At 65.4% G+C, this 20757-nt stretch carries 20 protein-coding genes; 11 read left to right on the top strand and 9 right to left on the bottom strand.

Annotated features, from left to right (window positions below; translation table 11 throughout):
* Window positions 1-27 precede the first annotated feature (27 nt).
* On the top strand, window positions 28-267 hold the full coding sequence (locus tag JQ592_RS18820) for a PilZ domain-containing protein (RefSeq protein WP_211404298.1): 240 nt from the start codon (window positions 28-30) through the stop codon (window positions 265-267).
* Between the two features lie 200 nt (window positions 268-467).
* Here JQ592_RS18820 and JQ592_RS18815 read toward each other — a convergent pair whose 3' ends face one another.
* Entirely contained in the window at window positions 468-1763 is a 1296-nt protein-coding gene (locus JQ592_RS18815) for a hemolysin family protein (RefSeq protein ID WP_211404297.1), read from the bottom strand.
* 243 nt (window positions 1764-2006) lie between these two features.
* Here JQ592_RS18815 and JQ592_RS18810 point away from each other — a divergent pair, with 243 nt between their 5' ends.
* Window positions 2007-4082, top strand: a complete 2076-nt coding sequence (locus JQ592_RS18810; protein ID WP_211404296.1) for a methyl-accepting chemotaxis protein — start codon at window positions 2007-2009, stop codon at window positions 4080-4082.
* Between the two features lie 116 nt (window positions 4083-4198).
* Window positions 4199-4930 (top strand): sulfite exporter TauE/SafE family protein, encoded by a 732-nt coding sequence (locus tag JQ592_RS18805; protein WP_211404295.1) that lies wholly within the window; start codon window positions 4199-4201, stop codon window positions 4928-4930.
* A gap of 11 nt (window positions 4931-4941) precedes the next feature.
* On the opposite strand, the gene JQ592_RS18800 is transcribed toward JQ592_RS18805, so the two are convergent.
* The 3 genes from JQ592_RS18800 to JQ592_RS18790 all read right to left on the bottom strand — a co-directional run bounded on the left by JQ592_RS18800 (window position 4942) and on the right by JQ592_RS18790 (window position 8520).
* A complete protein-coding gene (locus tag JQ592_RS18800) occupies window positions 4942-6879 on the bottom strand; it encodes a carbohydrate porin (RefSeq protein WP_246820525.1) in 1938 nt (645 codons plus the stop codon).
* A gap of 430 nt (window positions 6880-7309) precedes the next feature.
* On the bottom strand, window positions 7310-7573 hold the full coding sequence (locus JQ592_RS18795) for a hypothetical protein (RefSeq protein WP_211404294.1): 264 nt from the start codon (window positions 7571-7573) through the stop codon (window positions 7310-7312).
* A 140-nt stretch (window positions 7574-7713) separates the two neighbouring features.
* The gene (locus tag JQ592_RS18790) at window positions 7714-8520 is read right to left on the bottom strand and encodes a creatininase family protein (protein ID WP_211404293.1); all 807 of its coding nucleotides are present in this window, start codon (window positions 8518-8520) and stop codon (window positions 7714-7716) included.
* 153 nt (window positions 8521-8673) lie between these two features.
* On the opposite strand from JQ592_RS18790, the gene JQ592_RS18785 reads away from it, so the two are divergent.
* The 5 genes from JQ592_RS18785 to JQ592_RS18765 are packed head-to-tail and all read left to right on the top strand — an operon-like array spanning window position 8674 to window position 13018.
* Complete coding sequence (locus JQ592_RS18785) at window positions 8674-9696, top strand: ABC transporter substrate-binding protein (RefSeq protein WP_211404292.1); 1023 nt, start codon at window positions 8674-8676, stop codon at window positions 9694-9696.
* Window positions 9697-9706: 10 nt separating this feature from the next.
* Window positions 9707-10522, top strand: coding sequence for an ABC transporter ATP-binding protein (locus JQ592_RS18780; protein ID WP_211404291.1), 816 nt, complete (start codon window positions 9707-9709; stop codon window positions 10520-10522).
* Complete coding sequence (locus tag JQ592_RS18775) at window positions 10519-11337, top strand: ABC transporter permease (RefSeq protein WP_211404290.1); 819 nt, start codon at window positions 10519-10521, stop codon at window positions 11335-11337. The genes JQ592_RS18780 and JQ592_RS18775 overlap by 4 nt, the downstream gene beginning before the upstream one ends.
* Window positions 11337-12326: a 2-hydroxyacid dehydrogenase gene (locus JQ592_RS18770; RefSeq protein ID WP_211404289.1), complete on the top strand. Its 990-nt coding sequence runs from the start codon at window positions 11337-11339 to the stop codon at window positions 12324-12326. The genes JQ592_RS18775 and JQ592_RS18770 overlap by 1 nt, the downstream gene beginning before the upstream one ends.
* Entirely contained in the window at window positions 12326-13018 is a 693-nt protein-coding gene (locus JQ592_RS18765; protein WP_211404288.1) for an AprI/Inh family metalloprotease inhibitor, read from the top strand. The genes JQ592_RS18770 and JQ592_RS18765 overlap by 1 nt, the downstream gene beginning before the upstream one ends.
* 233 nt (window positions 13019-13251) lie before the next feature.
* On the opposite strand, the gene JQ592_RS18760 is transcribed toward JQ592_RS18765, so the two are convergent.
* Entirely contained in the window at window positions 13252-14646 is a 1395-nt protein-coding gene (locus JQ592_RS18760) for a peptidoglycan-binding protein (protein WP_211404287.1), read from the bottom strand.
* A gap of 243 nt (window positions 14647-14889) precedes the next feature.
* On the opposite strand from JQ592_RS18760, the gene JQ592_RS18755 reads away from it, so the two are divergent.
* A complete protein-coding gene (locus JQ592_RS18755) occupies window positions 14890-15267 on the top strand; it encodes a hypothetical protein (protein WP_211404286.1) in 378 nt (125 codons plus the stop codon).
* Window positions 15268-15380: 113 nt separating this feature from the next.
* Entirely contained in the window at window positions 15381-15689 is a 309-nt protein-coding gene (locus tag JQ592_RS18750; protein WP_246820511.1) for a hypothetical protein, read from the top strand.
* A 68-nt stretch (window positions 15690-15757) separates the two neighbouring features.
* On the opposite strand, the gene JQ592_RS18745 is transcribed toward JQ592_RS18750, so the two are convergent.
* Window positions 15758-17665 (bottom strand): PQQ-binding-like beta-propeller repeat protein, encoded by a 1908-nt coding sequence (locus tag JQ592_RS18745; RefSeq protein ID WP_211404285.1) that lies wholly within the window; start codon window positions 17663-17665, stop codon window positions 15758-15760.
* A gap of 296 nt (window positions 17666-17961) precedes the next feature.
* Between JQ592_RS18745 and JQ592_RS18740 the strand changes: the two genes are divergently transcribed.
* Entirely contained in the window at window positions 17962-18282 is a 321-nt protein-coding gene (locus JQ592_RS18740; protein ID WP_211404284.1) for a YMGG-like glycine zipper-containing protein, read from the top strand.
* 18 nt (window positions 18283-18300) lie between these two features.
* Here the strand turns inward: JQ592_RS18740 and JQ592_RS18735 are convergent, their stop codons facing one another.
* The 3 genes from JQ592_RS18735 to map all read right to left on the bottom strand — a co-directional run bounded on the left by JQ592_RS18735 (window position 18301) and on the right by map (window position 20737).
* Window positions 18301-19086 carry a DUF4239 domain-containing protein gene (locus tag JQ592_RS18735; RefSeq protein WP_211404283.1) on the bottom strand — a complete coding sequence of 262 codons (786 nt, stop codon included), beginning with the start codon at window positions 19084-19086 and terminating at the stop codon, window positions 18301-18303.
* Window positions 19087-19113: 27 nt separating this feature from the next.
* Window positions 19114-19827, bottom strand: a complete 714-nt coding sequence (radC, locus tag JQ592_RS18730; RefSeq protein WP_211404282.1) for a RadC family protein — start codon at window positions 19825-19827, stop codon at window positions 19114-19116.
* A gap of 91 nt (window positions 19828-19918) precedes the next feature.
* Complete coding sequence (gene map, locus JQ592_RS18725; RefSeq protein ID WP_211404281.1) at window positions 19919-20737, bottom strand: type I methionyl aminopeptidase; 819 nt, start codon at window positions 20735-20737, stop codon at window positions 19919-19921.
* Window positions 20738-20757 lie beyond the last annotated feature (20 nt).

Here is a 20757-nt window from a genome sequence, read left to right as displayed (position 1 = left end):
CTTCAACTTTGGGTGTAAATTCACCCTATGGACGAGCGCCGCAACAAAGCCAGGCATCGGGTGCTGAAGGCCGGAACGATCGAGTTCGGCGGCGGCGCGATCGACTGCACCGTTCGCAATTTCTCGGACACCGGCGCGGCGCTCGACGTCACCAGTCCGGTCGGCATCCCCGAACACTTCACCCTATTCATCCAGGCCGAGGGAACGCATCTGCCCTGCACCGTGGTCTGGCGCAAGGAAAAGCGGATCGGGGTGAGGTTCGGGTGAGGGGGTCTGGCGGTTTGGCGTGGGTGCCGACCACAAACTCCGCTGTCGTCCCGGCGAAGGCCGGGACCCATACCGCGTGATTTATCGGCAATGTGCAGGTAGCAGTACCGTGCAATTGCCAGTCATCGCCAAACTCAATCATGTGGCTATGGGTCCCGGCCTTCGCCGGGACGACACGTGGAGAGTTTAGCGTCCTCACCTCACGCCGCCGCCTGCTCACCCCGCCGGCTCGCCAGAATCTTGTCGATCCGCCGGCCGTCGAGATCGACCACCTCGATATGCCAGCCGCCGAGGTCGAAGGCGTCGCCGACATCGGGCAGCATGCTGAATTGCTGCAGCACGAGGCCCGCCACCGTGTTGAAGCGATGCGGCGGCAGCTCGATGCCGAGCAGCTCGCCGAATTCGTCGACCGGCATCCAGCCGGCGACCAGCAGCGATTCGTCCGCGCGCTTGACGTAAGCCGGCTCCGGCGGGCCTTCCTCGGAATGGAACGCGCCGACGATCGATTCCAGGATGTCGGCCGCGGTGACCACGCCTTCGAAGGCGCCGTACTCGTCATAGACGAAGCCGACGTGAACCGGAGCAGCCTTCAGGATCGTGAGCACGTCGCGGGCATCCGCCGACGCCGGAATGCTCGGCGCTTCGCGGACCAGCGCCCGCAGGTCGGGCGTGCGTTCGTTCATGTACGCGACCAGCAGGTCCTTGGCCTGGAGCACGCCGATCGGCTTGTCGCGATCGCCGTCGGAAGCCGGAAAGCGCGAATGCGGGCTCTTCGCGATGATCTCCTGAATGGTTTCCGGCGAGTCGTTCAAATCGATCTCGTCGACCTCCGTGCGCGGCGTCATGACGGCGCCGACCGGCCGATCGCCGAGCCGCATCACGCCGGCGATCATCTCCTTCTCGCCGGGCTCGAGCACGCCCGCGCTCTCGGCTTCGCTGACGAGGTGATGGATCTCGTCTTCCGAAACCTTCTCCTCGGCCCTGCCGCCGCGGCCGAGCAGCGTGAGGATCAGCTTGCCGGAGACGTCGAGCAGGAAGACGAGCGGCAGCGATATCTTCGCCAGCAGGTGCATCGCCGGCGCGACCCTGACTGCGATGCTCTCGGGGTCGCGCAGCGCCACCTGCTTCGGCACCAGCTCGCCGACGATCAGGGTGGCGTAGGTGATGAGCGTGACGACGAGGCCGACGCCAACGATGTCGGCAATGCCTGAGGACAGGCCGAGCTCGATCAGCCATTGCGTCAGCCGCTGCCCGAGCGTCGCGCCGGAGAAGGCGCCCGAGAGCACGCCGACCAGCGTGATGCCGATCTGCACCGTCGAGAGGAATTTTCCGGGATCGGCCGCCAGCGTCAGCGCCCGCTCGGCGCCGCGCACGCCCTTGGCTGCGAGCAGCGAGAGGCGGGCCGGGCGAGACGAGACCACCGCCAGCTCCGACATGGACAGGAGGCCGTTGATGACGATCAGGACGACGACGATGACGATTTCGACCGAGAGCATTGACGTTCCGAGGTAAGCAAGTATGGCAGGCGGCTGCCGGCACACGCATTGATATAGGTATTCAGTGCGGAAATGCTGGCAATTCTGTCGCATCCATCACCGCGAGGGAACCGCGTGACGGACTGTGTTCCGGGCGGTCTGCGACGACATGACATCCGCGGAACTACGGGCACGTGCTTAACGGGGCCTTAGTGGCCGCTGGCTAGGTTCTCCGCATTTGTAAATGCATTTGGGGGACCGGGGATGCGGATCGGGAAGCTTTTCGCGCTGTCGATGCTGACGGTGACGGTTTTTGCAGTCATCCTCGGCGCCGAGGTGCTGATACCCCAGGCGCGCATCTTCACGAACCGCTCCGACGCGATCAGGGCGGTCGACGCTTTTGGTGCGACCCTGATGGTCAGCCAGCAGGTCGCCGGCCTCCGCGCGCCGTACATCGGACCGATCTTCCAGGAAGGCGCCGCCACGCAGGCGCAGATCGACGCTGCCGCGAAGGCAGCCAAAGCCGCCGAAACCGCATTCGAGGCCGCCAGGCGCGCCATCATGGTGCTGGATGACGGCGCCGCGATGGCCGAAAATCTCGATCGTGCCGCGCGGCGGCTGAAGGAGATCAGCACGGCCGCAGATCGCGCGATGAGCGTTCCTCTGGCTGCACGCGACAGTTCTGCGATCAAGGGCTTCCTGCCCGGCGTCGCCGAGATCCTCGCCGGCATCGAACCGGTCATGAACCGCCTCGAAGCCAAGGTCATCAATGCCGATTCCTCGCTTGCGGCGCTATTGAACCTGGCGCGAACGGCGCAGGATCTGCGTGTTTCGGCCGGCAGCCGCGCCGCCTCGCTGTCGCCGGCGCTGAGCGCACGCCGGCCGCTCACGGCGGCCGAATTCTCGCTGATGGATCGCATGCAGGGCCGCGTCGAGGCCGACCGCGAGCGCATCGAGGCCGGCATCGATCAGCTTGGAAGCCCGCCTCGTATCGCCGCCGCGTTCAAGGCAGCGACGGAATCCTATTTCGGAAAAGCAGCGCCCGTTGTGGACAAGGAGATGCCTGCGGCGAGAGCAGACGGCAAATATGGGATCAGCGCCGAAGAACTCGCCAGCGTCATCGTGCCGGCTATCCAGATGTTCTATGGCGTGCGTGACGCTGCGCTCGCGGAAGCGGGTGAGCGCGCCTCGGCCTCGCGTGACGGCGCGCTGGCGATGCTGGCGCTTGCGGGCGTCGCAGTGCTGGCGCTGCTCGGCACGCTCGGCGGCGTGACCATGATGCTGCGCAGCCGCGTGGTGACGCCGCTGGCAAGACTAGCCGACGTGATCGGCACGCTCGCCGCCGGACGGCATGACGTCGAGATTCCGGCGACAGGCCGCAATGACGAGATCGGCCAGGTGGCGGGCTCGCTCCAGCACTTCAAGGATTCGCTCCTCGCCAAGAAGGCCGCCGACGAAGCGGCCGCGATCGAGGCCGAGGCGAAGCTCAAGCGCAGCCAGCGCATGGACCAGATCGCGCGCGATTTCGAGACCATGATCGGGGACGTCATCAACACCGTCGCGTCGGCGTCCTCAGAGCTCGAAGTGTCGGCGGGAACGCTGACGAGCACGGCCGAACAGTCCGAGCAGGTCACCGCGACCGTCGCAGCCGCGTCCGAACAGGCCTCCACCAACGTGCAGACCGTTGCCGCGGCGGCCGAGGAAATGGCCTCGTCGGTCGACGAGATCAGCCGGCAGGTCCAGGACTCCGCGCGCGTTGCCGGCGAAGCCGTGCAGCAGGCCGAGCGGACCAACGACCATGTCGGCGAGCTCGCCAAGGCCGCGGGGCGGATCGGCGACGTCGTCGAGCTCATCAGCCAGATCGCGGGGCAGACCAATCTCCTGGCGCTGAACGCCACCATCGAGGCGGCGCGGGCCGGCGAGGCCGGACGCGGCTTCGCGGTGGTCGCCTCCGAGGTCAAGGCGCTGGCCGAACAGACCGCCAAGGCCACCGGCGAGATCAGCCAGCAGATCTCAGGCATCCAGGCGGCGACCGAGGATTCCGTCGGCGCCATCAAGGCGATCGGCGACACCATCACGCGGATGTCGGAGATCGCATCCGCCATCGCCTCGGCGGTCGAGGAGCAGGGCGCGGCGACGCGCGAGATTTCCCGCAACGTGCAGCAGGCGGCGCGCGGCACCCAGCAGGTCTCCGCCAGCATCGTCGACGTGCAGCACGGCGCGAGCCAGACCGGATCGGCCTCCGCCAACGTCCTCGCCTCCGCCAGGTCGCTGTCGGGCGAGAGCACGCGTCTCAAGACCGAGGTCGGAAAATTCCTGGACGCGATCCGGGCAGCGTAACAAGGTCATTGTGGAAGGAACGAGCTTCACCTAGACTTGCATCCTGGGGATGTCGCAGCCTCCCCGTGAAGTGGTGATCCCACGCAAGCGCTGCTCGCTGATCTATGGAGCGAGCAATGGACGGGATCGCGATCGAGCTTCCGCTTTTTCTGTTGGCCACCTTCGCCGGCGCGTTCGTCGCCGGTCTCTCCGGCTTCGCCTTCGGCCTCGTCGCGGCATCGTTGTGGCTTTACGTGCTGACGCCGCTTCAGAGCGCCAGCCTGATCGTCGGTTTCGGCCTTCTGGTGCAGGGTTACTCAGTCTGGAAGCTGCGCGCGGCGCTCGACTGGCGCCGGCTGTGGCCCTTTGTGATCGGCGCCGTCCTTGGCGTGCCGGCCGGGGTGTCGCTTCTGACTTGGGCCGACCCGAAGAGCGTCCGCATCGCGGTTGGAGCTATTCTGATCGCCTATAGTCTGTACGCATTCTTCCGGCCGCAGCTCAAACTCGCGGCCGTCGTCCCGCCGGCCGCAGATATGACGGTCGGTTTCGTCAACGGCCTGCTCGGCGGGCTGACCGGCCTTGCCGGCATCGTCGTCACCATCTGGTGCAACCTGCGAGGCCTGCCCAAGGACGCGCAGCGTGCCACGTTTCAGCCGGTCGCGGTCGTGGTGTTCGCCATGGCGGCGCTCTGGCTCGGCGTCAAGGGATCGCTCACGCTCGACACCGTCAAGCTGTTCGCGCTCGGCCTGCCGTTCCTGTTCGCCGGCACGTGGCTGGGGCTGAAACTGTTCGGCCGGATCGACGAGGCCGTGTTCCGCAAGATCGTGCTCGCGCTGCTGTTCGTCTCGGGTGTCGCGCTCCTGTTCTGAGCCGTGGCGGCTCAGAACTCCCCGTGCAGCCGTCCTGAGAATACCGACACCGGACCACGATCCGCGTTGTAGGCGGGATTGACGATGAGCTGGTAGTCGGCGGTGAGCGTGACGTTCTTGTTCAGTGCGTAGGCGTAATAGGTTTCGAGGATGCGCTCCTTGCGGTAGTTGAGCGCGCCGTCGCCGACGAGAACACCGAGGCCGCCGGCGGCGAGGAAGTCGCGATAGTCCTGCGAAATCGCGTTGATCGCGCCGCCGATGCCGATCACGTCGTCGGGGCGGCCCCATTTCGTGCCCTTGATCGACAAGCCGCCGGACAGGCTGCGATGGATGTCGGTGAAGGCCAGCGTTTCGAAACGGCCGTCGTTCCAGCTCCAGCGCCCGAACAATCCGACGTCATCCGTGATCGCCTGCTCGAGGTTGAGCACATAGCCATACTTCAGGCGGCCGCGCCGGGTCTGGGCGATGTCGAGATTGAGCGCGGGATTGTCCAGCGTCTCGCGGAAGCTGCCCATGTTCGCACTGTCGACCCAGCCCATGGTCCGGAGCTTGCCGGGTTGGCCGAGCAGCGAGAAGCGCGTCTCGAGCTCGAGCACGTACTGGCCGCGCTCGCCGACCCTGGTGTCGAAATGATTCGAGTTGGACTCGGAGACCATCAGGAAATAGCCGCCGCGCAGCGCCCATTGCTTCTGGTTGAGCTCGGCCGTCACGCCGTAGGTGAGGCCGACCTTGTCGGCGGAATAGTCGAAGGCCCCCGGCGCCCACAGCGACCAGTTCATGAAGTCCTTGCGGGTGTCCTTGGCATAGGCGTTGCCGTCGAACACGTCGACCACCGCGAACTTGCCGGCCTGCACGGTGAGGCGGGACACGTCGACCTTCTGGCCGAGCTGGAGCTGCCCGCTCGCGAGCTCTTCCTGCTCGCCGCCGAAGCCGAAGGTCTGGCGCACGAACAGGCGCGAGGTGTTGTAGTGCGGGTAGGGGAAGTTCGACTTCTGCGCTTCGCCGTTGGGGAAGCCCGCCGCGCCGACCGTGTCGTTCAGTCCAAAGCCCTGGAGCAGCTCGGGATTGTAATAGACCTCGCCGCCGTCCCACAGCCGCGCGTTCAGGAACAGGCTGTTGCTCCAGGTGGCCTTGGCCTGCCGCGACGGCGAGAGCGAGTTCGGCCCGCTGTAGAGGGCGGGGAACGACGGATAGCCTTGCGGCAGATAGGTGCTCTGGCCGTGGATCTCCCAGCGATCCGATTCCGTGTCGATCAGCGAGCTGTTCGGGTTGTAGCCCGGCACGCCCGGCCAATCGACCTTGCGGTTGAGGCCGAGCCTGATGGTCTGGAAGTCGAGTGCGGAGGAGGTGTATTGCGCGCCCGTCGAGAAGGCGACGTTGGCGCTGTCGAAGCGGCTGTAGAGATATTCGAGCCGCGCACTCCAATGCGGCGCGAAGCCGTATTCGATGCCGGCGCCCGCAATCCAGCCCGGCCGCGTGTTCAGGATCTTCGGGACTGCTTCGCCTGAGGCCGGCGCGTCGAAATAGCGCTCGCCCATCCACGCGAAGCCGCCGGTGGCATAGACGAGCCACGGACCGCTGGTGTAGCCGACGCGGCCGCGCAGGCTGGCGGTGTAGTCCCATTGCTGCGTGACCGTGTTGGCCGGAGTTGCGAGGAACGAGACGATCGAATTCGAGGTGATGTAGTTGGGAAACGAGAAATCGCCTTCGACGCCGACCAGCCAGCCGGAGTTGAGCCGGTAATTGTAGCCCGCCTGCACGCCGCCGATCGTGCCGCTGAAGACGCCGCTGTCACTGATGGCAGTGCCATCGTTCAGCGCGAAGTGCGACGAGCCGCGGCTGTAACCGGCATGTGCGCCGATATAGAGACCGGTCCAGTCATAGACGGCTCTCAGGGCCGGTGCCTTCAGCGGCAGATCGGCCGCGCGGCCGACCGCGGGAAAAACCATCACGCCCGTGGCAATCGCCGCGGCCGTCCGCAAATACCTGTAACGGTGACCTCTCAACGTCAAAACGCACGCCCCCAAACGCGAATGTGTCCATTCGCCGCGATATCCCAGCCGATTCGCGGCCACTCTGTCATCAGGCCTCAGTTGCCGACGCGATCGGCCGAGATGATCTCGATTCGTCGCGACTTCGTCCCAAGCCCCTGAGCCTGTTGCGAACGTTATTGCGATTAATTCGCAATAGCAACTAGTGCGGATTGCCGCAGAGGATGGTTCGCACCGCTGTGTGACGGGGCTGCAACAATGTCTCGGGCCCAAAATGGTTGACCCGCCCGGGGGGACAGCCGGGCGGGTCGGGGGCACGACACGGGGTGGATGAGGCGCCCGTGTCGGACGCAGGATCCACGTGGGAGATCGGCCTCAGGTACTCAAATCAGTAGCAGGTACGAACGCGGCCGACGTACTGGCCGAAGGCGTTGTACTGGGCGACCCAGCCGCAGCGGTGATAGCCGTAGTAATAGGGATCGTTGCTGGCGGCGATCGCGGAGCCGACGACGGCGGCGGTGGCGATGCCGGCACCGACACCCCAGACCCAGCCGGGCTGCTTGGCTTCGGCCGCGGATGTGGTGGAAACGATGCTGCCGGTGACGGCGAGGGCAGCGAGAGCTGCGGCGGCAATCTTGGTCTTGATCGACATGTGAAACTCCATCCGGGGTTGAGGCGGTCCGTTGTGGCCCGCGTGCCCAGTTGGACGGAGGCATGCCGTGTCAGGTTCGAAAGCGCACCTGGCGCTCCCGGAAGTCGGTTATTTCCCAAATAGTTTCAATTGGATGCTGGCTAGCCGAGGGGGCCTTTGGCGAGCCTGTTCACGTCGAAGTTATCGACCTCGGCCAGCAGCTCGCAGAAGGCGGTCGCGCCCTGATCGATCAGCTGCTCGCCCTTCTCGGCGACGGCCAGCGTCGCATTGCCGACGGCGCCGCTGGCGTTCAGATCCTGCGCCTGCCAGGCGAACGGTGCGGGGCGCTGTGTCGACAGCCAGCGATACTGCTTTTCCAGCGCCACGCTGCTCGCGGGAAAATCCGCGATCGCATCCTTGCGCACCTGACCCGGATAGCGCGCCAGCATGATCGAGGTCTCGACCGCGCCGCCGTGAATGCCGTGGCGGACTTCATCGGCGGGGAACAATTTGTCCGCCCCTGATAGCCGCGACCACGACGTCGTCACCACGAACAGTTTTTGATGCGCGCGCAGATCCTGCGCCACCAGCATCATGGCCGCGCTGTTGCCGCCATGGCTGGTGATGATGACGAGCTTCCTCACGCCGCGCCGCGCGACCTCAGCGCCGATCTCTGTCCATTTCTTCAGCGCAATTTCGGTCGGCAGCGTCTGCGTGCCCGGATAGTCGATATGCTCGGTGGAAATGCCGACCGGTTCGACGGGGAGAAAGCTGGCCGGAATGTTCTCGGGCAGCACCTCGCGCACGCGCGCGAGATAGGCGTCCGCGATCAGCACGTCCGTCTCGAGCGGCAAATGCGGGCCGTGCTGCTCGGTCGCCGCCAGCGGCAGCACCGCGATCCAGCGCGACACATCTGCAGGGCCGGCATGAGCCCAGTTGATGTCGATCCAATCACGGGGCGGCGTCATCAAGGTTTCTTTGCCCGAATTTGTCACGTAATTTGGGGTATGAGGGGACGCGGGCCCGACCGGCTCGCGTCCCCGAACTTCATGCGGTTCTATCGCGTTGCCTTCACTTGAGCCAGACGCGATTGGGCCAGCCACGATCGACGGAGTGCCATCATGACCCCCTCTCATCTGCGGCGAGCGTTAACGGCAGGCCTGATGGCCGCTTTCGTCACTCTCGTGCCGGCGCGCGCCGAGACGCTCGACAAGGTCACCTTCGGCACCAACTGGGTCGCCGAGGCCGAGCATGGCGGCTTCTTCCAGGCGGTGGCCGACGGCACCTACAAGAAGTACGGCCTCGACGTCACCATCGTTCCCGGCGGTCCCAACGAGAACAACCGGATGCTGCTGATCGCCGGCAAGATCGATTTCTTCATGGCCGCGAACACGCTGATGTCGTTCGATGCGGTGGCGAACAACGTCCCGGTCGTCACCATCGCTGCGGTGTTCCAGAAGGATCCGCAGGTGATGCTGACGCAGCCCGACGCCAAGGTCGCCAAGATCGAGGACCTCAAGCCGCTGACGCTGTTCGTCTCCAAGGAGGGCATGACCAGCTACTTCCAGTGGCTGAAGTCCGAATATGGCTTCAACGAGAAGAACGTCCGCCCCTACAATTTCAATCCGCAGCCCTTCATCGCCAATCCCAAGAGCGCGATGCAGGGTTACGTCACCTCCGAGCCCTTCGCGGTCGAGAAGGCCGCCGGCTTCAAGCCCAGCGTGCTGCTGCTCGCCGATTACGGCTTCAACACCTATTCGACCCTGATCGAGACCCGCCGCGACATCGTCGAGAAGAAGCCCGATCTCGTGCAGCGCTTCGTCGATGCCTCCATGATCGGCTGGTACAATTACATCTACCGCGACAATTCCGCCGGCAATGCCCTGATCAAGCAGCTCAACCCGGAGATGACCGACGATCTGCTCGCCTATTCCGTCGCCAAGATGAAGGAATACGGCATCGTCGATTCCGGCGACAGCTTGAAGAACGGCATCGGCGCGATGAGCGACGAGCGCTACACCTCCTTCTTCAACAAGATGGTGAAGGCGGGCGTCGTGAAGGCCGATCTCGACTTCCGCAAGTCCTACACGCTGCGCTTCGTCAACAAGGGCGTCGGCGTCGAGCTGCGCCCGAGCAAGCCGTAGCACGCGGTCGATGTCCGCTGCCCAAACCTCGTCAGCCGTCGAGGCCAGCCTGACGGCTCTCGCCGTCAGCCTTCGCGGCGTGACGAAGACGTATGACAACGGCGTCATGGCGCTCGGCCCGCTCGACCTCGCCGTGCGCAAGGGCGAGTTCATCTCGTTGCTCGGCCCGTCCGGCTGCGGCAAGTCGACCGCGCTACGGATCATCGCCGCGCTCAGCGCAGCGTCGTCAGGCACCGTACGGGTGGCGCGTCACGAGGGCCCCACGCAGCCCGGCCATGGCATCGGCTTCGTGTTCCAGGAGCCGACCCTGATGCCCTGGACCAGCGTGCGCGAGAACGTGCGATTGCCGCTGAAGCTCGGCGGCGTCCCGAAGGCCGAGGGGCGCGCGCGTGCCGACGAGGCGCTGGCCAGCGTCGGACTCGCCGATTTCGCCGACGCCTATCCGCGCGAACTCTCCGGCGGCATGAAGATGCGGGTCTCGCTGGCGCGCGCGCTCGTCACCGATCCGGATATCCTCCTGATGGACGAGCCGTTCGGAGCCCTCGACGAGATCACGCGCTTTCGCCTCAACAACGATCTGCTCGCGCTGTGGCGCAGCCTTGGCAAGACCGTCATCTTCGTCACCCATTCGGTGTTCGAATCCGTCTATCTGTCACAGCGCGTCGTGGTCATGACGGCGCGGCCCGGCCGCATCCAGGCCGACATCCGCATCGAGACGGTCGAGCCGCGCGGTGAGGAATTTCGCACCTCCGCCGCCTATTCCGATTATTGCCGGCGCGTGTCGGCCGCGCTGGCGCCGTCCTATTCGGGGCAGTCGACGCTATGAACGCGCAAACGGCCTCCATCGCGAAACCGGCCGGCGCGCAGCGCGCGATGCGCTTTGTCTTGCCTGTCCTCGTGTTCGCGGCAGGACTTCTTGCCTGGGAACTCGTCGTTCGCATCAAGGACATCCCGCCTTACGTGCTGCCGGCGCCCTCCGTCATCGTCCTGACACTGATCAAGGACTGGGCGGTGCTGTCACAATCGCTCGCGACCACGCTGCTGACGACGCTCGAAGGCTTTGCCGCCGCCAGCATTGGCGGCATCGCGCTGGCGCTCTTGTTCAACCAGTCGAAATGGGTGGAATATTCGCTGTTCCCCTACGCAATCGTGCTCCAGGTGACGCCGGTGATCGCGATTGCGCCGCTGCTGCTGATTTATCTGGAGCAGCAGACCGCGGTCGTCGTCTGCGCCTTTATCGTCGCCTTCTTCCCGGTGTTGTCGAACACCACGCTGGGATTGAACTCGGTCGACCGCAATCTCGCCGGGCTGTTCCAGCTCTATGGCGCATCAAAGCCACAAACCCTGCGCTTCCTGAAGCTGCCGGCGGCGCTGCCCTACATCCTCGGCGGCTTGCGCATTGCCGGCGGCCTCTCTCTGATCGGCGCGGTCGTGGCCGAGATTGCGGCCGGAACGGCCGGCGCCGGCTCCGGGCTCGCCTACAGGATCGCCGAGTCGGGCTACCGGTTGAACATACCCCGCATGTTCGCCGCGCTGCTTTTGTTGTCGCTGGCCGGGATTGTCATCTATGGGGTGCTGGCGCTAGTTTCCCACCTCGTTTTACGGCGCTGGCATGAAAGCGCGCTTGGAAAGGAAAGCTGATGTCTACCGGTTCGATTTCGTCCGAAAAGATCGACCTTTTGATTTATGGACCGGTGCGGCCGATCCTCGAGAGCGGGTTTTCCGATCATTTCGTCGTGCACAAGGCCGAGACGCGCGGTGATCTCGAGCGCCTGACCCCGGCGATCCGCGAAAAAATCCGCGGCGTGGCGGTGACCTATCACACGGTTCGCGCCGACAGGGATTCGCTGTCGCAGCTGCCCAAGATCGAGATGGTGGCGAGCTTCGGCGTCGGCTACGACCACATCGACGCAAAATACGCGGCCGAGCACAACATCATCGTCACCAACACGCCCGACGTGCTGACCGAGGAGGTCGCCGACGTCGCGATGGGCCTTCTGATCTCCACCTTGCGCGAGTTCATCAAGGCTGACCGCTATGTGCGCTCCGGGCTCTGGCAGACGCAGAACTATCCGCTCAGCGTCGGCTCGCTGCGCGACCGCAAGGTCGGCATCGTCGGCATGGGCCGGATCGGCCAGGCCATCGCGCGCCGGCTCGATGCCTCGCTGGTCCCGGTGGTCTATCACTCCCGCAATCCGTCCAAGGACGTCTCCTACAAGCACTATCCTGATCTGATCGAGATGGCGAAGGCGGTGGACACCTTGATGGTGATCGTGCCGGGCGGCGCCTCGACCAACAAGATGATCAATGCCGAAGTGCTCAAGGCGCTCGGCCCGCGCGGCGTGCTGATCAACGTCGCGCGCGGCTCCGTGGTCGACGAGCCGGCGCTGATCCAGGCGCTGAAATCAGGCGCTATCCTCGCCGCCGGTCTCGACGTGTTCGCGGCCGAGCCGAATGTGCCGGACGAGCTCAAGACCATGCAGAACGTCGTGCTGCTGCCGCATATCGGCTCGGCTTCCGTGGTGACGCGCAACGCGATGGACCAGCTCGTCGTCGACAATCTCAAGTCCTGGTTCGCCGGCAAGGCGCCGCTGACGCCGGTTGCGGAAACGCCGTTCAAGGGGCGCTGATGAGAGTTCTTCGGGTTCTCGCATTCGCGATCGGGGCATGTGTTGCCGCGATCGGCGCTGCGCATGCGCAGGATGCGACGAGCCTGAAGAAATCGATGCCCGGGCAGTGGGAGCTTTCGACCACCGAGCGCAGCAAGACCTGCGTCGTCACGCTCAAGGCCGATGCCGCAGGCCAGGGTTACAAGCTGGAGCTCGAGCCGGCCTGCAAGACCGCGCTGCCCTTCACCAAGGACATCGTCGCCTGGAGCGTGAAGGGCCTCGACATCGTGCGCTTGCAGGATGCGACCGGTGAAGCCGTGATCGACTTCACCGAGGTCGAGGCCGGCATCTTCGAGGGCCTGCGCCAGGGCGAGGGCGTCTACATCCTGCAGGACCTCGCCGCCGCACGCTCGATGGCCAAGTCGATGGACCAGATGATCGGCGACTGGTCGATGGTGCGCGGTAACGGTCAGCCGGTGTGCGGGCTGACGCTGACCAACACGGAAGCCGGACAGGACAATTTCCAGGTCTTCCTCAAGCCGAGATGCGATGCGGCCATTGCGCAGTTCAATCCGACGCAATGGCGGCTCGAGCGCGGCCAGATCATCCTGATGTCGAAATCAGGCGATGTCTGGCAGTTCGAGGCCGACGACAACGCGCAGTGGCGGCGCGTCCCCGACACCGCCGATCCCCTGATCATGCTGCGCCAGTAGGCGCCGCCGCCTCATCCGCCGCTGTCGTCCCGGGGCGCGAAGCGAGCCCGGGACCCATACCCCCAGGAAGTGGTTGTTGCGCGAGGTGATCACTCCGAGCCTTCGCCAAAATTTGCCCTGTGGTTTTGGATCCCGGGCTCGCGCTGCGCGCGCCCCGGGATGACGGGCGCGCCGCGAAACGTGACCTATCCTGAGGGCCCGCCGTGGGCGGGCGTCTCGAAGGATGGCCGTGCCTACGTCGTCACCTTCGGCGGCGGCGCGGTGCCCTGCGCCCATTTCTCCAGCTTGCCGAGCACGCCCCAGGCGGTGAGCGCGAGCGAGATCGGCATCGCGAACTGACCGAGGCCCGGCACCGCCGAGACGATCGTGCCGAGCAGCCCTGCAAGACCTCCTGCATTGGGGCTCGCCGTCACCGACGAGAGCAGCGCAGTGATGAGCGAGCCGCCGATGCCGAGCGCGGTCTTCTTGCCGTCGAGCAGCTTGCCGATGGTCTCGCCCAGCGCGCCGTTGACTTGGCCCAGCACGGGCTTGCCGTTCTTGCTGAGCAGCGTGCTGAGCAGGTCGACGACCTGTTTCAATTGATCGACAGGAGCGGGGTTGGTCGGGGTAACCGGTCCTGGCATCGGCGTCGTCTTGTTGTTGATGAGAGAGAACAGCCGCTCGAACAGGCTGATCGGATCATTGGTGGCAGGCAGCGTATTGCCTGGTGTCGTCGGTCCCGGAATCGTTCCGCCGCCGGCCGGTGGCCGCAGCACCTGCGCGAGGTCTTCCAGACGCTTCAGGACCTGGGACAGGTCGCCGCTCTGCATGACCCCTCCCGGCTGGGTCGCGCGCGTGATGGCGGCGACCGTGGCGCCGTCGAGAAGGCCGGTATCCCTGAGGCCGTTCTGCTGCTGAAACTGCGAGACCGCGGCCCTGGTCTTCGGGCCGCTGATGCCGTCCTCGGCGAGCGGCGGGTTGGCGCCGAGCCTGTTGAGCGCCTGCTGCATCAGCACGACCGTCGCGGCCGTATCGTCCTCCGGCTCGATGCGGCCTGCGAATTGCGGGCTGCCGTCGAGCGTGATCGAGGAATCCAGCGCCAGCATCGCATGCAGGATCACGGCCGTGCCGAGCTGGGAATCGACGTGGTTGGGGTCGAACACGTGGTCGCGGACGAATTTGCCGGGCCTTGCCTCGGGCGGGCCGTACAGGTTCGAGCCGCCGTAGAGATAGGGCGAATTGACGCCCTTGGCGTGGTAGCCGAAGCCGTTGAACGCCTCGAGACGGAACAGCATCCGCGCGATGCCCCAGTCCTGCGCGCCGATGAAATTCTCGATTCTGAACGCGTCCACGGCGCCGTCGATGAAGGTGGCAAACGGGCCGCGCCCCTTCGGCACGATGGTCGTCACGCGATGAAGCGACTCGCCGTTGCCGAGATAGGTGTCGAAATCGAAATTGGATTCGCGGTAATGGCAGAGCGCCGTAAAATACCAGGGAACGCCGGTCAGCCGCTCGATCTGCTGATAGGTCGCCTTGCCGCTGAGCGCCTTGCGTGCGACTGCATTCGCATCGGCGAGGCGTCCGGGCCGGATCTCGAGACTGGCCCAATTGCGCTCGTATTCACTCCTCAAACTCTCGAAGGACACCATTTCCCGCTCCCGCAAATGAATGAATGATCGAATCTCCGGGCAATCAAAGTGAACCGGGCGCCGTGATCGGCGCGTGACTTCAGCGTGATTGCTGCAAATCTGGCAGGTTGCCGGCTCTGCACATGTGAACTGGGTTACAGCGTCCGCGCGAAAATGAGCGTCAGGTGGCGGGATCGCCCGCGAGGGAACCAGCGGTGTCGTTCGCCCGTTAGCAATGGGACAGGATCCTGCAAGGAGGCCTGCATGGCCAAGCGCGTCCTCGCGATCGGCATCGAACCCGGCGTTGCCGATTACAGCGCATTCCCGCAGCTCACGCCGGATCTCGTGCGCAACTATATCGAGGCGCAGCTGCTGCGCCTGCGCGATCGCGGCTTCGAGGTCACGAGCTGCCTGATCGATGTCGACGCGGCCGCGGAAGCCAGCGTCGCGGCGGCGCTGCGTGAGGAGCGCTTCGACTGCATCGTGATCGGCGCCGGCCTGCGCGAGCCCAGGGAGCGGCTGCCGCTGTTCGAGAAGGTGCTCAACCTCGTCCATCGCCTCGCGCCGGAGGCCGCGATCTGCTTCAACACCACGCCGGCAGACACCGCCGACGCCGTGCAGCGCTGGATCGAACCAGGATGACAGGCTCACGGCCGGTTTGAGCCGGTGGGCATCGACCCTTCAATACAACCACCCGTTGACGTCAGTGGCATTGTGGAACAATCATGTGCCTCGTCATCACCGGTGGGAATCCCATGTCCAGATTTATGCTGCTGCTCGTCTGCGCAACGATCCTTGCGGGCTGCGATGCCGTCAGCACGGTGACGGAAGGGTTCAAGCAGTCGAAAGCCGTGGCGGCCGACCTCGAGCAATCGACCGGCGTCAAGCCGCAGGTCGGATTCAACTGGCACAATGGGCGGCTGCTATCGGTCACGGTCCAGTTCCCGCGGCCCTATGAAGACAAGCCCCTGAACGAGCTCGCAGGGTTGGTCCGCGAGGCCGTCACCACCGAATTCAAGCAGACGCCGGAGCACATCGTCGTCGCCTTCGTGCTCGTCAAGTGAGGCTGCCGCGACCAAAGTCCCGTGAAGCCAAGCACCGGGACGCGTACTCATAGATCGTGTCGCTTCGCCTATTGCCCGTCCACGGAGAAGGCGAGCAGCACGTTGCCGGGTGCGGTACCATAATTTGTGTAGCCCGAGTTGACGTAGAGAATGCCTCCGGCGATCACCGGTCCCGGTCCATCGAGCGAGCCGCCATGCGCCGATACGCCGTTTACGGTCGCATAGTCCCGCATGGTGTCGACGTCCCAGATGATTTCGCCGCTCTTGGCGGCATAAGCCCGGAGGTGGCCGTCCAGTCCGCCGGAGAACACCACACCAGGAGTCGCCGTTACTGCAGCCGACTGCGCAGGGCTGCATCCCGGCCGATCTCCGCAGCCAGGATGTGCGGCGTGCCAGACGATCTCGCCCGTCGCCTGGTTCAACGCGTACAGCCCGCCGCCCTGACTTGGATCGAGCTTCATGGGGATCCCAAAGACCGATTTCTGCGCGCCGGCGGTGGACGGTGGCACGGTCTTCAGGCCGACATCCGACACCGCGACATAGACGTTCGCATCATCCGCAGCCGAGCCCCATTGCACGCCGCCGAGCGTGCTGCCGAGTCCCACCCGGCGCTGCCAGATGATTGCACCATCGCGGTCCGGATCGAGCGCGTACACGATGCCGGATTTCTGGCCGGCAACGAGCGCACGACGTCCGTCATGCAGATCGACCAGGATCGGAGAGGAGCCGAAATCGAAATCGGGTCCCTTGGTACCGGGGCAGTTGGCGCGATACTGGCCGCTGCACGCGATGTTGTAGGCATCACCCTCGGTCATCTGTCGCGACCAGGCGAGCCGCCCCGTGCCCAGATCGAAGGCCACAAACGCGTCGGAGGTCGTGGAAGCCGGGTCCAGATAGCTGTCGCCCGTCGTCGCATAGATCCGATTTGTCTGGAGGTCGACGGTCGGCGACGACCAGATCGCGCCCCCGGAGGGTCCGAAGAGCTGGACACCGATCTCGTTGAGGCGGATTGGCTGGGCCGGCGGGCTGACATAGCCGCGCCACAGCACCTCGCCGGTCCTGGCGTCGAGCGCGGCAATCAGACCGCGGAACGTGCAGCAGGAATAGCGCGGATCGATCGCCAATACCTCCTCGACGGAGGAGACCGGCACGTAAAGCACATTGTTGGCCAATGTCGGCGCGCCCGTGATCACGGCTCCCGCATGCGCATCCACACGTCTCCTCCACAGCAGCTTTCCGCTCTCGGCATCGAGCGCATAAGCTTCACCGCGCTGATCGCCGAAATAGGCGGTCGTGCCGCGCTCATCCTCGCCGATGGTGATCGCGGTGCGTACGCCGAAGCCGGCGTCGAACACCCAGCGTTGGCAGCCAAGTCTGGCATCCAGCGCATAGACCTTGCCACCCGCACTGCCCACGAAGACCCGGCCGCCCCAAACCGTCGGCTGCGCGTAGGCTCTGGTGTCGCCGGGAAAGCCGAACGCCCATTTGAGCTTCAGGCGCGGAACATCGTCCGGCGAAAGCTGGGCCATGCCAGCGGGTTGAAACCGGTGTTGAGCGATATCGACGCCCCAGCCGTTCCAGCGCGGCAACGAAGCGTCCGCAAGCGCGGGGGCCCGCTCGCCACACGTGGAATCCGGCAGCGGCTGCTGCTGCTCCGGCGTTGTTCCGACGAGATAGCGAACGATTGCCTGAATTTCGTCTTGGCTCAGGTCGCGCCCCTGCTGGCTCATCATGCCGAACATCAAGGTAAAGCTTATCCGCTCAGGCCTGAATTGCCGCAGCGCGCTGGCGTCAGGCGCGCGTGCCACGCCACCCTCGTGGCAGGATGAGCAGTGCGTGCGGTAGAGCGCCTCGCCACGCGAGTACAGCGCCTCCTCCGCATGATCCGGAAGCACGCCAATGAGCAATATGCCAGCGCCAAGCAGGAGGCGCGCGGAGAGACTGTATCCAGAGCGGTACCCGGCCGTACTCGTCATTCTCGCCACCCTCGCATGACTGAAGCGTGTTTCGGCAACAGAAGATCAGCGCGCGGTCGTCAATGCGTACCACGCTTACACAACCAAAGCGAGCGCGACGGATCCAGGTGACCGGTGGCTGGTCATCAGGATCAAACGATGCCGTCGGGTTACGGCGCGCTGTGACAGGCTCGCCGCCGACTGTCCTGCCCTCGTTCAACTCGGCAATGGTGCCGGGAGCCGCAAGGCAGGCGAATTTGATCTGGCCCGAATCCCGCCGGGCGTTAAAATTTGCCTCTCCAAAAGGGGAGGGGAACATGCCCAGAAGTCTTCGCATTGGAGGTTTCGGAATCGCCGCATGTCTGACGGTCGCAATGGCGGTGCCGGGGCATGAGGCGGCGGCGCAGGATGCCGTTGGCGGTGCGATCATCGGCGGCGTCGGCGGTGCGATCCTCGGCGGCGCGCTCGGCGGAGGCCGTGGCGCGGCCATCGGCGCCGTCGTTGGTGCCGGCACGGGCGCCGCGATCGCCTCCGAAGGCGAGCGCCGCCGCTCCGGCTACTACGCCTATCAGCGCGGCTGCTACATGCAACGGCCCGATGGCTATTACGTCCGGGTCGATCCCCGCTATTGCTATTAAGGCGCGAGCGGCCGCGCTCTAGCTCTTCGCTGTCTCCGGCATGATCTGCAGCAGCGGCTCCGGCTGGATCGAGATCTGGCCGGCGAACGGCCGGTCGTGCGCGGCGATCAGCAGGACGGAGGTGGCGACCCCGGTCGCGAACAGGCCCATCGCGACCGCCGATCCCAGGCGGTTGTCGCAATGGACGAGGCCGATCACCAGCAGCGCGCAGGCGGCCTGGAGGTATAGGCACCACCATTTGACCGGGTTCACCGCGGCGAGGCTGACGATGATCCGCTGCCGCCGTGCGTCCAGCGCCTGCTCCAGCGCGGCGATCAGCTCGCGCTGCACATTGGCCTGACCGGTGCCTTGCGGCGCCATCGTGATGACGAGCTGCAGGGCATCGGCGAGCGCAGGCGGCGTCACCTTCAGCGAAGCCTCCTGATGCGCCATCATCGGCCATTCCACGGCGACGGCCTGTCCCACATAGTCGCGGACGAGGCCGCGCAGCTTCGCATCCTGCTCCGCCGGCAGGCCGGCGGCGAGCAGCACGGCGCTGCGCAGCGCGCTGGCCTCGCGGCTCACCGCGGCGCTGGCACGGTCGCTGTCGCCCCAGACCTGCGCCGCGGTGAAGGCGACGAACAGGCCGAAGATGATGCCGAGCACCGGCAGCATCCCCGGCGAGATCGCCTTCAGCGATTTGGCGCGCTCCTCAGTCGCGGCCAGCGCGACGCCCGCGAAGATGGCCGCGGCCAGGGAATAGGTGAATCCGAAGATCACCAGCGCCATCCAGGGCAGCGGCAGATTGTGCAGCCAGTCGCTCATACTGCTCTTGCTACTTGATTCGGGGTTCTAGATCAGCCGCATCCCGCGCAGGCTGGCGTGGCCGCTTCTGCCGACGATGATGTGATCGTGCACGGCGATCCCCAGCGGCTTTGCGATGTCGATGATCGCTTTCGTCATCTGGATGTCGGCCTGGGAGGGCGAGGGATCGCCGGAGGGGTGGTTGTGCACCAGGATCAGCGCGGTCGCCGACAATTCCAGCGCGCGCTTGATCACCTCGCGCGGATAGACCGGGGTGTGGTCGACGGTGCCGGTCTGCTGCACCTCGTCGGCGATCAGCTGGTTGCGCTTGTCGAGGAAGAGCAGGCGGAATTGCTCCTTGTCGGCGAACGCCATGCTGGTGCGGCAATAGTCGATCACCTCGTTCCACGACGACAGCGCGTTGCGGCTGTTGACCTCGCCCTTGGCGACGCGATGTGCGGCTGCGGCGATCAGCTTGAGCTGGTTGATCGCGGATTCGCCGATGCCGTCGATCTCGCGCAGGCGCGCCACGGGCGCATGGACCACTTCGGCGAACGAGCCAAAAGTCTTGATCAGCGTCTTCGCCAGCGGTTTTGTGTCGCGCCGCGGCAGCGCCGGAAACAGCGCCATCTCCAGCAGCTCGTAGTCGCTGAGCGCATCCGCGCCCGCGCTGTAAAAGCGCTCGCGCAGCCGTTCGCGATGGCCGTGATAGTGCGGCGCATCCTCCGGCTTGCTCTTGTCGTGGTCCGGCTTGGCGGGCATCGGCCGCCAGTTTTGCCGGGGAACTCCGCTTTTGCAACCGTCAATTGCGGCAGCAAATCCGATTCACCCTGGCCGGCGCCCCCCTAGGGGCTCACCCGATCTGCTTCTCGCCGTGCCGCTCCGACAGCGTGAAGATCTCGACACCCGTCGCCGTGACGCCGACGGAGTGCTCGAACTGCGCCGACAGCGAGCGGTCGCGGGTCACCGCGGTCCAGCCGTCGGAGAGGATCTTCACATGCGGCTTGCCGAGATTGATCATCGGCTCGATGGTGAAGAACATGCCGGGCTTGAGCTGCACGCCTTCGCCGGGCCGGCCGATATGGATGATGTTCGGCTCGTCGTGGAACATGCGCCCGAGGCCATGGCCGCAGAAATCGCGCACCACGCTCATGCCCTGCGGCTCGACAAAGCTCTGGATGGCGTGGCCGATGTCGCCGGTGGTGGCGCCGGGCTTCACGGCGGCGATGCCGCGCATCATCGCTTCATACGTCACCTCGATCAGCCGCTCGGCCTTGCGCGCGATCGGGCCGACCGCATACATCCGGCTGGAATCGCCATACCAGCCGTCGACGATGAAGGTGACGTCGATGTTGACGATGTCGCCTTCCTTCAGCGGACGGTCGCCGGGCATGCCGTGGCAGACCACGTGGTTGAGCGAGGTGCAGGTCGAGTAGCGATAGCCGCGATACATCAGCGTCGCCGGATAGGCGCCGTGGCTGAAGGCGAAGTCGCGGACGAATTCGTCGATCTTCGAGGTCGGCACGCCGGGCCCGACGATGTCGGTGAGCGCGTCGAGGCACTTGGCCACCAGCGCGCCGGCCTTGCGCATGCCGGCAAAGGCGGCTGGCCCATGCAGCTTGATCTGTCCGGTCTTGCGCAGGGAGGTATCGGTGGCTTCGACGTAGCTCATGCTTGTGCGGTCTTCCGGGC

This window comes from Bradyrhizobium iriomotense, from assembly GCF_018129405.1.
GTDB classification, from domain to species: Bacteria; Pseudomonadota; Alphaproteobacteria; order Rhizobiales; family Xanthobacteraceae; genus Bradyrhizobium; species Bradyrhizobium iriomotense_B.
This window is presented reverse-complemented; position numbering and strand designations above follow the sequence as displayed.

Coding starts and splice junctions, on each gene's coding strand:
- JQ592_RS18820 (WP_211404298.1), top strand. CDS start 28: ATGGACGAGCGCCGCAACAAAGCCAGGCATCGGGTGCTGAAGGCCGGA.
- JQ592_RS18815 (WP_211404297.1), bottom strand. CDS start 1,763: ATGCTCTCGGTCGAAATCGTCATCGTCGTCGTCCTGATCGTCATCAAC.
- JQ592_RS18810 (WP_211404296.1), top strand. CDS start 2,007: ATGCGGATCGGGAAGCTTTTCGCGCTGTCGATGCTGACGGTGACGGTT.
- JQ592_RS18805 (WP_211404295.1), top strand. CDS start 4,199: ATGGACGGGATCGCGATCGAGCTTCCGCTTTTTCTGTTGGCCACCTTC.
- JQ592_RS18800 (WP_246820525.1), bottom strand. CDS start 6,879: ATGGTTTTTCCCGCGGTCGGCCGCGCGGCCGATCTGCCGCTGAAGGCA.
- JQ592_RS18795 (WP_211404294.1), bottom strand. CDS start 7,573: ATGTCGATCAAGACCAAGATTGCCGCCGCAGCTCTCGCTGCCCTCGCC.
- JQ592_RS18790 (WP_211404293.1), bottom strand. CDS start 8,520: ATGACGCCGCCCCGTGATTGGATCGACATCAACTGGGCTCATGCCGGC.
- JQ592_RS18785 (WP_211404292.1), top strand. CDS start 8,674: ATGACCCCCTCTCATCTGCGGCGAGCGTTAACGGCAGGCCTGATGGCC.
- JQ592_RS18780 (WP_211404291.1), top strand. CDS start 9,707: ATGTCCGCTGCCCAAACCTCGTCAGCCGTCGAGGCCAGCCTGACGGCT.
- JQ592_RS18775 (WP_211404290.1), top strand. CDS start 10,519: ATGAACGCGCAAACGGCCTCCATCGCGAAACCGGCCGGCGCGCAGCGC.
- JQ592_RS18770 (WP_211404289.1), top strand. CDS start 11,337: ATGTCTACCGGTTCGATTTCGTCCGAAAAGATCGACCTTTTGATTTAT.
- JQ592_RS18765 (WP_211404288.1), top strand. CDS start 12,326: ATGAGAGTTCTTCGGGTTCTCGCATTCGCGATCGGGGCATGTGTTGCC.
- JQ592_RS18760 (WP_211404287.1), bottom strand. CDS start 14,646: ATGGTGTCCTTCGAGAGTTTGAGGAGTGAATACGAGCGCAATTGGGCC.
- JQ592_RS18755 (WP_211404286.1), top strand. CDS start 14,890: ATGGCCAAGCGCGTCCTCGCGATCGGCATCGAACCCGGCGTTGCCGAT.
- JQ592_RS18750 (WP_246820511.1), top strand. CDS start 15,381: ATGTCCAGATTTATGCTGCTGCTCGTCTGCGCAACGATCCTTGCGGGC.
- JQ592_RS18745 (WP_211404285.1), bottom strand. CDS start 17,665: ATGACGAGTACGGCCGGGTACCGCTCTGGATACAGTCTCTCCGCGCGC.
- JQ592_RS18740 (WP_211404284.1), top strand. CDS start 17,962: ATGCCCAGAAGTCTTCGCATTGGAGGTTTCGGAATCGCCGCATGTCTG.
- JQ592_RS18735 (WP_211404283.1), bottom strand. CDS start 19,086: ATGAGCGACTGGCTGCACAATCTGCCGCTGCCCTGGATGGCGCTGGTG.
- radC (WP_211404282.1), bottom strand. CDS start 19,827: ATGCCCGCCAAGCCGGACCACGACAAGAGCAAGCCGGAGGATGCGCCG.
- map (WP_211404281.1), bottom strand. CDS start 20,737: ATGAGCTACGTCGAAGCCACCGATACCTCCCTGCGCAAGACCGGACAG.